Annotated in this window: 17 protein-coding genes; 5 read left to right on the top strand and 12 right to left on the bottom strand. The window is 68.1% G+C overall.

Annotation, left to right across the window (positions count from 1 at the left end; all coding sequences use genetic code 11):
* Positions 1 to 135: 135 nt before the first annotated feature.
* The 6 genes from ACM6LR_RS22900 to ACM6LR_RS22875 form a co-directional block, all read right to left on the bottom strand.
* The gene (locus ACM6LR_RS22900) at positions 136 to 855 is read right to left on the bottom strand and encodes a GAF and ANTAR domain-containing protein (protein WP_414944458.1); all 720 of its coding nucleotides are present in this window, start codon (positions 853 to 855) and stop codon (positions 136 to 138) included.
* A gap of 121 nt (positions 856 to 976) precedes the next feature.
* Positions 977 to 1,834, bottom strand: a complete 858-nt coding sequence (locus ACM6LR_RS22895; RefSeq protein ID WP_414944457.1) for a spermidine synthase — start codon at positions 1,832 to 1,834, stop codon at positions 977 to 979.
* Positions 1,834 to 2,205 carry an adenosylmethionine decarboxylase gene (speD, locus tag ACM6LR_RS22890; protein ID WP_414941349.1) on the bottom strand — a complete coding sequence of 124 codons (372 nt, stop codon included), beginning with the start codon at positions 2,203 to 2,205 and terminating at the stop codon, positions 1,834 to 1,836. Before speD ends, ACM6LR_RS22895 begins: the two co-directional genes overlap by 1 nt.
* On the bottom strand, positions 2,195 to 3,343 hold the full coding sequence (locus ACM6LR_RS22885; protein WP_414944456.1) for a type III PLP-dependent enzyme: 1,149 nt from the start codon (positions 3,341 to 3,343) through the stop codon (positions 2,195 to 2,197). The genes speD and ACM6LR_RS22885 overlap by 11 nt, the downstream gene beginning before the upstream one ends.
* A 45-nt stretch (positions 3,344 to 3,388) precedes the next feature.
* The gene (locus tag ACM6LR_RS22880) at positions 3,389 to 3,577 is read right to left on the bottom strand and encodes a hypothetical protein (protein WP_409492954.1); all 189 of its coding nucleotides are present in this window, start codon (positions 3,575 to 3,577) and stop codon (positions 3,389 to 3,391) included.
* Positions 3,578 to 3,715: 138 nt separating this feature from the next.
* Positions 3,716 to 4,900 (bottom strand): MFS transporter, encoded by a 1,185-nt coding sequence (locus tag ACM6LR_RS22875; RefSeq protein ID WP_414944455.1) that lies wholly within the window; start codon positions 4,898 to 4,900, stop codon positions 3,716 to 3,718.
* A 93-nt stretch (positions 4,901 to 4,993) separates the two neighbouring features.
* Here ACM6LR_RS22875 and ACM6LR_RS22870 point away from each other — a divergent pair, with 93 nt between their 5' ends.
* The gene (locus ACM6LR_RS22870; RefSeq protein WP_076161627.1) at positions 4,994 to 5,497 is read left to right on the top strand and encodes an Lrp/AsnC family transcriptional regulator; all 504 of its coding nucleotides are present in this window, start codon (positions 4,994 to 4,996) and stop codon (positions 5,495 to 5,497) included.
* A 151-nt stretch (positions 5,498 to 5,648) separates the two neighbouring features.
* Positions 5,649 to 8,033, top strand: coding sequence for an ATP-binding cassette domain-containing protein (locus tag ACM6LR_RS22865; protein WP_414941352.1), 2,385 nt, complete (start codon positions 5,649 to 5,651; stop codon positions 8,031 to 8,033).
* 35 nt (positions 8,034 to 8,068) lie between these two features.
* Here the strand turns inward: ACM6LR_RS22865 and ligD are convergent, their stop codons facing one another.
* Positions 8,069 to 9,004: a non-homologous end-joining DNA ligase gene (gene ligD, locus ACM6LR_RS22860; protein WP_414940447.1), complete on the bottom strand. Its 936-nt coding sequence runs from the start codon at positions 9,002 to 9,004 to the stop codon at positions 8,069 to 8,071.
* Between the two features lie 36 nt (positions 9,005 to 9,040).
* On the opposite strand from ligD, the gene ACM6LR_RS22855 reads away from it, so the two are divergent.
* Together ACM6LR_RS22855 and ACM6LR_RS22850 are read left to right on the top strand one after the other, a co-directional pair.
* Entirely contained in the window at positions 9,041 to 9,187 is a 147-nt protein-coding gene (locus ACM6LR_RS22855) for a hypothetical protein (protein ID WP_414940446.1), read from the top strand.
* Between the two features lie 80 nt (positions 9,188 to 9,267).
* Positions 9,268 to 9,474: a hypothetical protein gene (locus ACM6LR_RS22850; protein WP_414940445.1), complete on the top strand. Its 207-nt coding sequence runs from the start codon at positions 9,268 to 9,270 to the stop codon at positions 9,472 to 9,474.
* A gap of 3 nt (positions 9,475 to 9,477) precedes the next feature.
* On the opposite strand, the gene ACM6LR_RS22845 is transcribed toward ACM6LR_RS22850, so the two are convergent.
* Together ACM6LR_RS22845 and ACM6LR_RS22840 are read right to left on the bottom strand one after the other, a co-directional pair.
* Positions 9,478 to 9,795: a sporulation protein gene (locus tag ACM6LR_RS22845; RefSeq protein ID WP_414940444.1), complete on the bottom strand. Its 318-nt coding sequence runs from the start codon at positions 9,793 to 9,795 to the stop codon at positions 9,478 to 9,480.
* 130 nt (positions 9,796 to 9,925) lie between these two features.
* On the bottom strand, positions 9,926 to 10,585 hold the full coding sequence (locus ACM6LR_RS22840) for a GntR family transcriptional regulator (RefSeq protein WP_414940443.1): 660 nt from the start codon (positions 10,583 to 10,585) through the stop codon (positions 9,926 to 9,928).
* 103 nt (positions 10,586 to 10,688) lie between these two features.
* Here ACM6LR_RS22840 and ACM6LR_RS22835 point away from each other — a divergent pair, with 103 nt between their 5' ends.
* Entirely contained in the window at positions 10,689 to 11,489 is an 801-nt protein-coding gene (locus ACM6LR_RS22835; RefSeq protein WP_414940461.1) for a carbon-nitrogen hydrolase family protein, read from the top strand.
* Positions 11,490 to 11,597: 108 nt separating this feature from the next.
* Here ACM6LR_RS22835 and ACM6LR_RS22830 read toward each other — a convergent pair whose 3' ends face one another.
* From ACM6LR_RS22830 to ACM6LR_RS22820, 3 genes are all read right to left on the bottom strand, one after another.
* Complete coding sequence (locus ACM6LR_RS22830) at positions 11,598 to 12,932, bottom strand: alpha/beta hydrolase family protein (RefSeq protein WP_414940442.1); 1,335 nt, start codon at positions 12,930 to 12,932, stop codon at positions 11,598 to 11,600.
* Positions 12,929 to 13,330, bottom strand: coding sequence for a hypothetical protein (locus tag ACM6LR_RS22825; protein WP_414944454.1), 402 nt, complete (start codon positions 13,328 to 13,330; stop codon positions 12,929 to 12,931). Before ACM6LR_RS22825 ends, ACM6LR_RS22830 begins: the two co-directional genes overlap by 4 nt.
* Positions 13,331 to 13,430: 100 nt before the next feature.
* Positions 13,431 to 14,009, bottom strand: coding sequence for an ArsR/SmtB family transcription factor (locus ACM6LR_RS22820; protein ID WP_414940440.1), 579 nt, complete (start codon positions 14,007 to 14,009; stop codon positions 13,431 to 13,433).
* Between the last annotated feature and the right edge of the window lie 81 nt (positions 14,010 to 14,090).

Here is a 14,090-nt window from a genome sequence, read left to right as displayed (position 1 = left end):
CCTTCTTCTACGTGAAGCCTTTCCCATCACGCCCTCGCACCCTAGGGCCGCACGGTCGCGCGTTCACCGGGACAAGTCCCCTGTTCAGGTGACCAATGGCCCTAACAGCGACTCCCGGTCACTTCTCGGCGATTGTCACCGAATACCCGGCCGAAGGAGTATCTCACTGTCCAGCGAGCCGTTGACGACGCCGTGTGCGACGTCCGACAGCCTCCGGTTCGAGCTGCGCGCGAAGGTTCGCAGGCGCTGAAAGGCCGTGCTGACGCCAATTCCGGCTCGCTCTGCGAGCACGCCCTTCGCTTGTTCGATGACGATCCGGCTGTCGAGCGCGGTCTGCAACTGCTCCGAAAGCGTCCGGTAGTGGCGCGATTCCCGGTCTTGGAGGAGGCAATGGGCCGCGACGTCGGCCAGCGACTGCCCCAGCCTTCGGTCGTCAGCGCCCAAAACCACGTTTTCGGCGCTCAGGAAGGTGACCGCACCAACGGTTTCCTCCATCGCGCGTAACGGAAGCGCGGAAACCGCGACATAGCCCAGACCGGTCATCCTGGCGACGTAGCCGGGCCAGCGGGACGCCTCGGCGGGAAGGTCATCGACGACGACCTCGCTCCCGGTTTCGAAAGCCTCGATCGCGGGACCTTCCTCGTCCGCCGTGGGATATCGTTCGAAGTTCAGTCCCGGTAGGAAGATCTCCAGGGAATCGATCGGCAGCAGCCGTACACATTCGCTGGACAACGTGTCCACGACCCGATCCGGCCCGAGGTCTTCCGTGACACTCGCGGTCAAACTCGCGAACGCCGCACAGACCGCGGATTCCCTGTTCATCCCGGTCGTGATCCCCACGCGCCAGATATTCACCCGTGCGATTCTGGCCCGCCCCCGCGACACCCGGCAACGACCAGATGGAGGATCCTTTACCGGCCGACCACCTGTTCCGACGACCGACGATCTCGGCCAGGTAGCGATCGCAAGGTTGTTGTCACCGCCGCAGCGAAAGCGGCGGCACGGTGTTCGCCCGCAGCGCGGCTTCGTCCACCGTGGACTCCCCGAACCCCGCCTCGCCGATCTTCTCCGCCACGAGGGCACCCGGGTCGTCGAGTACGTCGGCACGGCCGCTCAGGAAAGCCCATTCGTGCTCGTCCGAACCGTAGTAGAGAGCGGTTCCGAACGATTCGGTGAACCGGCGCCACGACGAGATCAGGGTCTGGTTGCGCCACAGCGTCGGGCAGCCACCCTGGCAGCCGACCACTCCCCCTTCGGTGAGCAATGTCGCACACCGGGCCAGGAAATCGTTGCCGTACAACCGGTTGTGCTGCGCCTCCGGATCTTCGTTCTCGTCCGGCAGGTCGATCACGACAACGTCGTACGAGTCGCCGCGCTCCCGCGCTTCGGCGAGGAACTCCCAGCCGTCGCGATAGTAAACGCGGACCTTTCCTTCCCCGCGCTCCGCACGGGCCAGATCGTCGAGCGTGTAGCCGTAGGGAAGGTGTTCGGCGCAGGCTCGCACCGCCTCGGCGTCGATGTCGACGTGGTCGACCACCTCGGCCCCCGCGGCGACCGCGAGTTCCGACGCGACCCCTTCACTGGAGCCGATGATCAGCACCCGCTCGACACGATCGGCGAGCAGCAGCGAGGGAATCATCAGCGCCTCGTGGTACACGAGCTGGCTCAGCTCAGTGCTCTGCCGTTCGTCGTCGCAGAACAGGGAGATCCCCTGCGCCGTCCGTCCGATGAGCACGTTCTGGAACGCGGTGCGGCCCTCGAACAGGACCTCCTCGACGTCCCAGTTCCGGGTGAGCCCCGCGCCCATCGGCTCGACGATCACTCGTCGGGTCATCAGCCTTCTCCTCGTTCCACAGTGGACATCCGGACGGTGCCGGCGCCGAGCAACTTCGCCAGCAGTTCGACCGCGCGCTCCGGATCCGCCCGGTCCCCGCAGGTGAACACGTCCACGAACATCGAGCCGATCTCCGGATAGGTGTGCACGGACGCGTGGGATTCGGCCAGCAATGCGAGCACGGTGACCCCTTGCGGGGCGAAGGAATGCGATACGACTTCGCAGACCGTCGCCCCCGCCTCGGTCACCGCGTTCGCGAGGGTCCTCTTCAGGAATTCGGCGTCGTCGAGCAGCGACGGCTCGATCCCCTCGAACTCCGCGAGTACGTGGCGACCGGCGAACCGGCCGACGAGTGGTTCTTCAGCCGTCATCGGCGAACCTCCCCACACAATAGGTACGCAACGGTTCGAATCCGTTGAAGGCGATGGACGAATAGCTGGCGGTGTAGGCACCGGTGCCCGGAATGTCCAGCCGGTCGCCCGCCTTGAGCGACATCGGCAGCACGCACGGCGTCCGCTGGTAGAGCACGTCGTCACCATCGCAGGTCGGCCCCGCGAGGACCACCGGCCCTTCCGGACCCTTGACGCCGACGGGCTCGAGCCGATACGCGACGGCCTCGTTCTCGCACTCCGCCATTCCGTTGTACCTGCCGACGTCGAGGTAGACCCAGCGGCGTTCGTCGGCGGCGGCACGGGTTGTCACCAGGACGACTTCGGTCCGGATGAGTCCGGCGTCGGCGACGATCACGCGGCCCGGCTCGAGCATCAGCTCCGGCCCGGGCCCCGGCAGGTGCTGTTCGAGGGCGGCGTTGATCACCGCCGCGTAGGCGGCCAAGGAGGGCACGGCTTCCCGGTGCTCGGTGGCGAACCCGCCGCCGATGTTGAGCCGTGTCAAGCCGACACCGGCTTCGGCGGCGACCTTGGCCGCGGTCGCGATCCCGATCTCCCAGGCGGCCGGGTCCGGTTGCTGCGAGCCGACGTGGAACGCGATTCCCGGCCGCAGCCCGGCCTCCGCGGCCTGACAGAGCAGGGTGGCGGCCATCGCCGGTTCACAGCCGAACTTGTGGCCGAACGGCGTGACCGAATCCGGGCCGCCGGTCAGCAACCGGACGGAAACCAGCGAACCGGGCGCGTGCTCGGTCAGATTCGCCAGATCCCCGGCGGAGTCCGTGGTGAATTCACGGACTCCGCATGCATACGCGAACGCGATGTCCGCCTGCTTCTTGATCGTGTTGCCGTAGGCCAGTTCCGCTGCCCGGGCGCCACGTGAAAGGCACAGTTCGATCTCGCCCGTGCCCGCGACGTCGAATCCCGCCCCCGTCGACAGCACCGCGTCGAGCACCTCGGGTGTGGGATTCGCCTTGACCGCGTACCGGATCAGCGCGTCCGGGAACGCCGCCGAGACCGCGGCCGCGCGCTCCGCGACCAGGTCGGTGTCCACGACCAGGCACGGTGTCGGCGGCTCGCGATCCGCCAGGAAGGCGCGGATCCGGTTCAGGCTTTCGGTCACGCGCCCCAGGGTGTCAAAGGCCGATCACCGGCGCGGAACCCGGGGTCACGCCCGGGCGTCGCCCGAGGTCTGCTCAGGCAGTTCCACCCCGTGCTCGGCGGCCAACCGCTCCAGGTTGGCCAGATCGGCGCCGACGGCCGAAGCACGATCCTCGTCCGAGTCCCGCCTGGCGATCCGGACGTCTTCCCTCGCCTGCCGTACCCGGTCCCGCAGATTCACCGCGAACTCGCTCATCGTGCACCCCCGATCTCCCGCGTCTTGTCTGCTTTCACCCTAGGACCCTCCGATTCGGTGACCGACGTGATCTGCGTCATCACGGGCTCGTCCGTGGTCGAAGTGAAGCATTATGACGCATCGCCGGAGTTTCGCAGCTCAGCGGAGCCCGGCTTTTTCACCGGGAGCCGAAGCGCCGGTCCGGCGGCCGATCACCGCGAGCGGGACGAGCGCGCACAGGCCGCCCGCGATGGCGACCAGAACGTATCCACCCAGGCCGAACAACTGCCCGGCGAGCAGGCTCGCCGCCGCGGAGGTCCCCCAGACGAAGGCGTCGACCGTGCCCTGCGCCCTCGTCCGTTGCTCCGCCGGGAGATCGCGGCTGAGCATGCTGCTGCCGCCGACGAACACCAGATTCCAGCCGTAGCCCAGCAGGAACATCGCGACCGGGATTCCCACGTGATGCGAATCGGGCGCGCCGATGGCGGTGACGGCCGCGACAATCAGCGTGCCGATCCCGCCGAAGATCGCCGCGCGGCCGCCCCAGCGGTCGGTGATCCAGCCGGACAACGGTGCCAACGCGAACATTCCGATCAAATGCGCGCTCAGTATCCAGCCGACGACATCGAGACCCTGACCGTGCTGGTGCAGCTGGACCGGTGTCATCGTCATCACCGCCACCATGGCCAGTTGCGCGCCGACCATCGCCACGAGCGGCCCGAGGATCAGCGGGTTCCGCACGGACATCCGCTCCCGCCTCGGCACTCGCTCCGCCGGGGCGGCGAGACCGCGCGGAAGGGCGGCGACGGCGACCACGGCGATGGCCACGACGATCGCCCCCGCCGCGATCGGACCGGACAGCGCGGGCAGTTCGGCGGCTTCCGCCCGCGCCGCGGCCGGCGCGATGAGAGCGGGACCCGCGATCGCGCCGACGGTGCCCGCCCAGACCATTGTGGACAGTGCGAAACCTTTGCGGTGCTCCGGTGAAAGGTCTGCCGCCGTGTACCGCGAGAGCTGTGCCCCGCTGTTGCCGAAGCCGATCAAGGGCATCCCCGCCACCAGCGCGAGCACAGACCCGCCGAGCACACCCGCGAACGAGATCAGCGCGCCCGCCACCGCGGCGCCGTACATCAGCACCAGGACGAGCCGCCTGCCGAGTCGCGCCGCCAGCGCCCCCGACGACAGCGAGCCGGCGGCGGAGCCGAGTACCAGCACGGCGTTCGGCAGCCCGCTCCACGCGGCACCGGCGTGCTCGACCACGATCAGCGCCGCCGTGGTGGACAGGCCGACGACAGCGGTGCTGACGCAGGCGACGCCCATGAAGAGCGCGATCATCGGTTTCATGATTCAAACCTAGGGATTCCGGACGCACCGGCGAATAGTCTTGCGAAGGCCTCGCGGGGGTGCGAGGCGCATCATGAAAGGAATCCGGGCGCGATGACCTTACGATCGGAAAGGCCGCTGGACGACCTCGACTGGCGGCTCGTCGAGACGCTCCAGGGCGACGGACGGCTCTCGTTCAAGGAACTGGGCCGCCGCGTCAACCTCTCCGCGCCGGCGGTCGCCGAACGGGTCCGGCGGCTGGAAGAGGCGGGCGTCATCACCGGATACCGCGCACAGGTCGACGCGCGCCGCGCCGGGTACGACCTGCAGGCCTTCGTCGAAATGCGGTGCTCGCTCGGCAGCTGCCTGCTGCGCACGAGCAAGTCGGAGGACTACCCCGAGGTCGTCGAGCTGCACCGGCTCAGCGGCGACCGCTGCACCATGTTGAAGGTGCGGGCTGTGTCGCTCGAACATCTCGAGGGCCTCTTCGAACGGCTGGGCAAACACGGTGAAATCAGGTCGTCGGTGGTGCTGTCGACGCAGTTCGAAGGCAGGCCGGTCGGCCCGCCGGTCGAGGACTACCTGAAGGCGACCAAGAGCGAGGGCTGGAGCATGTGAAGCCGGTCAGAAATCGAGAAGCGACGGCGACCGCGGCCCACCTAGCGTGATCACCGCACGTTCGAAGAGGACGAACCGCTCGAAACTGGTTAGATCGAGCCCGGTGAGGCTGACGGACCGTACACGCGGCCCACATCAGGATGGAGACACGATGCGCAAGACCACCAGGCCGCAGCCGCCCGAGGAACACCCCGCCGACAGCCACGACCTGATCCGCGTGCTGGGTGCCCGCGAGAACAACCTCAAGGACGTGGCCGTCGAGCTGCCGAAGCGACGGCTGACAGTGTTCACCGGCGTCTCCGGTTCGGGCAAGAGCTCCCTGGTCTTCGACACGATCGCGGCCGAGTCGCAGCGGCTGATCAACGAGACCTACAGCACCTTCGTGCAGGGCTTCATGCCGACGCTGGCCCGGCCCGAGGTCGACGTGCTCGATGGCCTGACCACCGCGATCATCGTCGACCAGCAGCGGATGGGCGCCGACCCGCGGTCCACCGTCGGCACCGCCACCGACGCCAGCGCGATGCTGCGCATCCTCTTCAGCCGGATCGGGAAGCCGCACATCGGCTCGCCGCAGGCTTTCTCCTTCAACGTCGCCTCGATCTCCGGCGCCGGAGCCGTGACCACCGAGAAGGCCGGACGGACTACGAAGGAACGCCGCGAGTTCAGCATCACCGGTGGTATGTGCTCGCGCTGTGAGGGTCGGGGCAAGGTCAACGACATCGACCTCACCGCGCTGTACGACGACACCAAATCCCTCAACGAGGGCGCGCTGTCGGTCCCCGGGTTCTCCATGGAGGGCTGGTTCGGCCGCATCCTCCGCGGCTGTGGCTTCTTCGACCCGGACAAGCCGATCAAAAAGTACACCAAGAAGCAGCTGGACGACCTGCTCTACAAGGAGCCCGTCAAGCTCAAGATCGACGGCATCAACCTGACCTACTCGGGCCTGATCCCCACGATCCAGAAGTCGTTCCTGTCCAAAGACCGCGAGGCGATGCAGCCGCATATCCGCGCGTTCGTGGACCGGGCGGTCACCTTCACCACTTGCCCCGAATGCGACGGCACCCGGCTGAGCGAACTCGCCCGGTCGTCGAAGATCAAGCGGATCAACATCGCCGACGCCTGCTCGATGCAGATCAGCGACCTCGCCGACTGGGTCCGCGGGCTCAAGGAGCCGTCGGTGGCGCCGCTGCTGGAAAAGCTCCAGCACACACTCGACTCGTTCGTGGACATCGGACTCGGCTACCTCTCGCTCGACCGCCCCTCCGGCACGCTCTCGGGCGGTGAGGCACAGCGGACGAAGATGATCCGGCACCTCGGCTCTTCGCTCACCGACGTCACGTACGTCTTCGACGAGCCCACCATCGGCCTGCACCCGCACGACATCCAGCGGATGAACAACCTGCTCCAGCAGCTGCGCGACAAGGGCAACACGGTGCTGGTCGTCGAGCACAAGCCGGAGGCGATCGCCATCGCCGACCACGTCGTCGACCTCGGCCCCGGCGCGGGCACGGAGGGCGGGACGATCTGCTTCGAGGGCACCGTCGAAGGTCTGCGCGCCAGCGACACCAGCACCGGCAGGCACCTCGACGACCGGGCGTCGCTCAAGGACAGCGTCCGCAAGCCCACCGGCAAGCTGGAGATCCGCGGCGCGGACCGGCACAACCTCCGGAAGGTCGACGTCGACGTCCCGCTCGGCGTCCTCTGCGTCGTCACCGGTGTCGCCGGTTCCGGCAAGAGTTCGCTGATCCACGGATCGATCCCCGCCGCCGAGGGCGTCGTTTCGGTCGATCAGACACCCATCCGCGGTTCGCGCCGGAGCAACCCGGCCACCTACACCGGCCTGCTCGAACCGATCCGCAAGGCCTTCGCCAAGGCCAACGGCGTGAAGCCGGCACTGTTCAGCGCCAACTCCGAGGGCGCCTGCCCGAACTGCAACGGCGCGGGCGTCATCTACACCGACCTCGGCATCATGGCGGGGACCGCGACCACGTGCGAGGAGTGCGAGGGCAGGCGGTTCCAGGCTTCGGTGCTGGAGTACACCTTCGGTGGCAAGAACATCAGCGAGGCACTCGCGATGCCGGTGTCCGAAGCCGAGGAGTTCTTCGGCGAGGGCGAAGGGCGCATTCCGGCCGCGCACGCCATCCTCGGCAGGCTCAAGGACGTCGGGCTCGGCTACCTCAGCCTCGGCCAGCCGCTCACCACGCTCTCCGGCGGTGAACGGCAGCGGCTGAAGCTCGCGACGCATATGGGCGACAAGGGCGGCGTCTACGTCCTCGACGAGCCGACCACCGGTCTGCACCTCGCCGACGTCGAAAACCTGCTCGGCCTGCTGGACCGGCTCGTCGACGCCGGCAAGTCCGTAATCGTGATCGAGCACCACCAGGCGGTCATGGCGCACGCCGACTGGATCATCGACCTCGGCCCCGGCGCCGGCCACGACGGCGGCAAGGTCGTCTTCGAGGGCACGCCGTCCGACCTCGTCGCGACCGCTTCGACGCTCACCGGCGAACACCTGAAGGCCTACATCGGCAAGTGACGATTCGCAATTAGTCCTCTAGTTGCGAACCGGCGCTAGCCGTCGGTTTCGAGGCCGTCGCGGTCCGCCCATTCGAGCAGGGTGTCGAGCGAATACGCCGTGTCGTCGATGCCCGCGTGCAGGTCGCCGAGTTCGGCGAAGCGCGCGGGCACGGTGGCGATGGTGCACTCGCGCGGCTCGACGTCGTCGATCTCGTCCCAGGTGATCGGGGTCGAGACGACGGCTTCGGGCACACCGCGGACCGAGTAAGCACTCGCGATGGTGTGGTCTCGGGCGTTCTGGTTGTAGTCGACGAACAGCTTCGAGGGATCACGGTCCTTGCGCCACCAGGTGGTGGTGACCTCGTCGGGCATCCGGCGTTCGACCTCGCGCGCGAAGGCGAGTGCCGCCCGGCGTACCTCCTGGAAACCCCACCGGGGTTCGATCCGGACGTAGACGTGCAGGCCTGCCCCGCCGGACGTCTTCGGCCAGCCGGTGATGCCGAGTTCGTCGAGGATCTCGCGGACGGTGTGGGCGACCTCCCGGACGGTGGAGAACGGGCAGTCGGGCATCGGGTCGAGGTCGATTCGCCACTCGTCGGGGCGTTCGGTGTCGGCGCGGCGGGAGTTCCAGGGGTGGAACTCGACGGTCGACATCTGCACCGCCCAGATCACGTCGGCCGGATGGGTGACGCACAGTTCGTAGGCGTGCCTGCCGGACGGGAAGTCGACGCGGACGGTTTGCAGCCAGTCCGGGGCGCCGTTCGGGACGCGTTTCTGGTGGACCTTCTCCCCCGAGACACCGGACGGGAACCGGTGCAGCATGCACGGCCGCTCCCGCAGCGCGCGCACGATCCCGTCGCCGACCGCGAGGTAGTACCGCACCAGATCGAGCTTGGTCTCACCACGCGCCGGGAAGTAGACGCGATCCGGGTTCGAGACGCGCACCGTCCGGTCGCCGACCTCGATCTCCACCGCCGTGCTTTTCGCCATGCAGGCAAACTAACCCGAACCTGCCAGGATGGCGGCATGGCAGCACGGACCCGTGCGGAGGCACTGTCCCGCGAACGCATCGTCGAGGCGGCCATCGCGCTGCTCGACGCGGACGGCGAAAGCGGGCTGACCTTCAAGACGCTGACCGAACGCCTCACCACCGGCTCCGGGGCGATCTATTGACATGTGCCGAACAAGGGCGCGCTGCTCGCCGCCGCGACCGTCATCGGCGGGGCTCTAACCGTCGAGGACGGGCTCACCCCATGACGAGATTGCGCCATCGCGGCGGCTCGGCCACGCCGCGGATCTTCGAGAGCATCGGCCGTCGGGTCAGCGCACTCGCGGCGAACGCGTGGGAAGAACTCGATCCCGACCAGTTTCCGTTCACGAAGTCCATCGCCGGCCAGGTCCGCGAGCACGACGACCGGGAGCAGTTCCTCACCGGCGTCACCGCCCGACCGCGAGCCTGAGCGTCAGCCCTTCCGTCGCCTGGCCTTGTGGATCGACGCGACCATGATGGCGAACACCGCGCCGAGGAAGGTCACGTCCACCGCGGGTACCCAGCGCACGTCGCCGCCCTTGAGCACGTACGCGCCGACAGGGCGTGCGGCGAGCAGGAATCCGCCGCCCTCGCCTTCCTTGCCCTGTTCGGTGCCGTGCCCGCCGCCTCCGCCGCCGATGACGCTCGCGGCCGGGATCACCACGACACCGTCCTTGTCGACAGGCTCGCCGTAGACGCGCCGGACGGTGAGGTTGTCGCGCATGACGCCGACGATCTTCTCGAGTCCCATTCAGGCCCCCACCCCGTCCAATTTTTGCGTGATCGCGCCGCGCAGGAGCTTCCGCGCCCTGTCCAGGTCCATCGAACCAGAAAGCCACCGCTGACGGCGGGATCCACCCTTCGACGCACGACCAGCCGGGTCAGCCTTCCTGAGGCAGCAACGACATCACTTCGGACACCGGGCGCAAATGCTGCTCCAGCAACCGTGACGTCTCCTTCGCGTCATGGTCGTTCAAGGCGGCGACCAGCTCCCGATGTTCGTCGTTGATCACTGTCAGCCGCTCGGGCCGCGCCTCCAGCGCGCGGACCGCGACGCGTTGCTGCCGCGAACGGAGCGTGTCGTACAGCTCGGTCAGGACGGTGTTGCCCGCGGCGTTCACGATGGCGCGATGGAACCGTCGATCGAACCCCGAAACGGCGAACCAGTCGCGTCCGGCACCCGAACGCTCCATCCCTTCGATGAGTTCCGGCAGTTCGGCGGGAGCACCGGCCCGGTTCGCGCAGAGCGTCGCGATGGCGTGGCCTTCGATCAGCCGCCTGCTCTGGTAGACCTCTTCCAATTCCCTGGAGGTGACCGTGCGTACTTGCGCACCCTTGCGCGGCAAGAGGCTGATGAACCGTTCGGCGGCGAGGCGGTGGAAGGCCTCCCGGACCGGCGTCCTCGACACGCCGACGACGCCGGAAACCCACATTTCGTCGAGGAAGCGGCCGCCTTCCAGCTCACCCGAGATGATTCCGTCGCGCAGCCACGTGTAGACCCGTTCGCGCGCCGGGCCGCCCCCTTCGACGGTCACAGTCATCTCGTTCCCCTTCGTGCCGTTACTTTCCGCGACTGAGCCTACACCTGGACCAACCAAGTATCCATCATGTATACAAGAGCTCCACTTGATGGAAAGGGGCCCCATGGTGCACGTCGCGGTGGCGCAGTTCGCGCCAGGCAACGACAAACAGGCCAACCTCGCCCGCGTCGCCTCCCTCGTCGGTGAAGCGGCCGACCGCGAGGCGCGGGTGGTCGTGCTGCCCGAGTACTCGCTGTTCACCGTACCGACGATGAGCCGGGAATTCGTGACCTCGGCCGAAGAACTCGACGGCCCGTTCGTCACCGAACTGCGCGGACTCGCCAAGGAACGGCGGATCACCGTCGTCGCGGGCATCAACGAAGCGCTCCCCGGCGGCGAGCGGATCTCCAACACGCTCGTCGCGGCCGGTCCCGACGGGGCGATCGCCGCGCTCTACCGCAAGCTGCACCTGTACGACGCCTTCGGCTTCCGCGAATCGGAACTGGTCCGGCCCGGCGACATCGAAGCCCCGGAGACGTTCGAGGTCGACGGGATCGTGTTCGGTCTGCAGACCTGCTACGACCTGCGGTTCCCGGAGGTCACCCGGCGCCTGGTCGACGCGGGCGCGGACGCGGTGCTGCTGCCCGCCGAGTGGATGCCCGGCCCGCTCAAGGAGGACCACTGGACCACACTGGTCCGGGCGCGGGCGATCGAAAACACGATCTATCTCGTGGCGGCCGGACAGGCCGCTCCGACCGGGTCGGGGCACAGCATGATCGTCGACCCGATGGGTGTCGTGCTCGCCTCGGTCGGCGAGCGCACGGGGACCGCCGCCGCCGACCTTTCGGCCGAGCGCCTGTCCGAGGTCCGCGCCAAGAACCCGGCGCTGGAACTGCGCCGGTTCGCCGTCACCCCGAAGTCCTGAGTATCTTCTGACCAGGAGGTCCGTTCGTGAAGACACGCCCTCGGGCGTGGTGACGCGGCTTCCGTTCGCCTGGGTGCCGGGTGGCCGCCCGGCACCCAGGCTCTTACGTCACGGCACGAGCAGTCCCCAGTGGACGGCCCACGGAACGAACAGCACGGCTCCGCCCAGCGACAACCCGACCCGGACTGCCCCGCCGTCCTCGCGCCGCCACCACGAGACCGCGGTCACCGCACCGGCGATGACGACGCCGACCGCGATCAGCTGCAACGCGAGCCACGGCAATGTCCGTCCGAAAGGGACAGGCCCCGGTGCCATCACGCCTCCCGCCGTCAAGGTGATGTAGTAGGCGAGGAATCCCACCGTGGCGAGCAAGCCCGTCGACGCCAACCACCGTGCGGGCCGGGCGAGCGGCACATCTTCGCGACGGCGGAACAACGCCGTCACCGGATAGGCCGCGAACGCCAGCAACGCCAACGCCCACACGCCGATCTGCAACCACGGCGCCTCAAACCAGGCCAGCGGAGCCAACGCGACGCTTTCGCTCTCCTGCCTCGGCGGCGGATCCGCGGACGGCTGAACAGGACCGTCCTTCAGGCCGTTCACCCAGGTCCCGACCAGGTCGAGGTAGCCGGGGGCGAAACCGTCGAGCACGTCGAAACCGTCCGTGGTCCGCCGGAGTCCGTGCTGAGCCTGTGGGAAAACCTTCAGCGTGTACTGCCGGTTCCCCGTTCGTTCCAGCGTTTCCCGGAAGATCCGGACGGCCTCGCCGGGTGGGGTCAGCCGGTCCAGTTCACCCCACAGCCCGAGCACCGGTTGCCGCACCTTCTCCAGCACCGGCACCGGGTCGTACCCGGCCTCGGGGAATACACCGGCGCCCACGAGGGTCCGCATGTTCGTCGACGCCACCATGTCCGCCATCGAGCCGGTGACCCCGCCGTGCCGCAGGTAGGTCTCGAAGGCCCACGACTGCTGACGGTCGGGAGAGACGCCGTTGGCCCCGACGGCGACCGCGAAAGCGACGTCCTTCGACTTCGACGCCGCCAACGGCGCGACCCAGCCCCCTTCGCTCAAGCCCCAGACCCCGACTCGGGCCGGATCCACGCCGGAATGCGAGCGCAGCGCCTGGACGGCGGCGAGAGCGTCGTCGGCCAGGACCGAGTAGTCCCGCTCGAACAACGAGTAGCCTTCGGTCCGCTTGTCGTAGATCAGCGTCGCGATCCCCGCCTTGGCGAAAGCCTCGGCCTCGGCGCGGTAGTCGTTCCGGTCGTGTTCGCCGGAGCCGTGCACCATGACGATCCCGGGCGCGCGGCCGTCTCCTTCGGGCGCGACCACCGTTCCGCGCAAGGTCACGCCGTGGCTGGTGAACGACACGTCGCCGGCCGGAGCCGCGGCCGGCAGCGGTGCCGACACCGCCATCACGGCCGTGAGCAGCGCGGCGATCATCGGCTGCTCACCTGGACCACCTCGATCGACGGCGACGCGAGGATGTCCTTCTCGCAGTACCGTTCGGTGAACACCTTGCGGAAGGCCGCGTGCCCGGTGTCGAGGGTGTTCGATGTGTGGACGGGATCCTTGACGTCGAACGGAACCTTCCACACATCCGATCCCATCTGGTCCATTGTGGACCGGAAGCGATCGAAGCGCAGCGCGCCCCGGCTTCCGAGCCGGCGCGAACGCTCGGCCCGCGTGGTGACCGCGACGTCGGCGATGGCGCAGACGTTGTCCTTGGCCGGGCGAATGGTGGCACCCGCGTCCGCAGACGCCGATGCCAGTGCCGGTCGAGCCGCCGCGGGCAGGCTCATCGCGGCACCGATGGCCGCGGTTCTCTTCCAGAGCAGCATGCTGCTCCCCCTTTTTGTGGAGTTGTTCGTGAAGACACGCCGTCCGGCGTGCTGACGCGATCCCGGGTGGTCGAGTGGCCGCTCTCCCACCTGGTAGTGCTCAGTCCCCCCTTTCCTCGTCCCCTTCCGGATCCGGGAACGCCACCCAGCGCACGATCACTTTCCGCGCGCCGGGAGCGGGTTCCGGCCGCCAGTAGCGGCGCAGCAGGTTCAGGTACTCCTCCCAGAACTGCTTGAGTTCGGGGAGGTCCACGTGCATCGTGCCGCGCGAGAACACGAACGCGTCGCCCCACTCGCCCAGTTCGCCACGCTTTTCGAGGAACCTCGCCAGCTGCTCGAGGTCTTCGGTGAACGCGGCACGGTGCGCTTCGTCGAACACCGCGCGCATCTCGTCGTTCTGCTCGCTGTGCCGGGGCCAGCGGATGTCGCGCGGCCGGGCCCGCCACCAGCGTTCCTTGCCGTGCGCGAGTTCCGGCGCCTCGTCGATGAAGTCGTACTTCGCCAGTTCTCGCAGGTGATAGCTGGTGGCCCCCGAACTCTCCCCCAGTTCCTTGGCCAGCTTCGTCGCCGTCGCGGGCCCCCGGCCCAACGACTCCATGATCCGCCTGCGCAGCGGATGCATCACCGCCTTCAGCACGGCGGCGTCGGTGATCTCTTCGGGCGGCGGCGGGCCGGTCATGGCAGCAGCGTACCGTGTGCAAAGAAAATTGTGCAAAGTCGTCTTTGCACGCGGTACGGACTGGTTCCGCGAAGAGGCGGA

The organism is Amycolatopsis sp. cmx-11-32, assembly GCF_047608695.1.
Lineage (GTDB): Bacteria > Actinomycetota > Actinomycetes > Mycobacteriales > Pseudonocardiaceae > Amycolatopsis.
The sequence above is the reverse complement of the archived record's forward strand: the minus strand, read 5'-3'. Positions and strand labels throughout refer to the sequence as shown.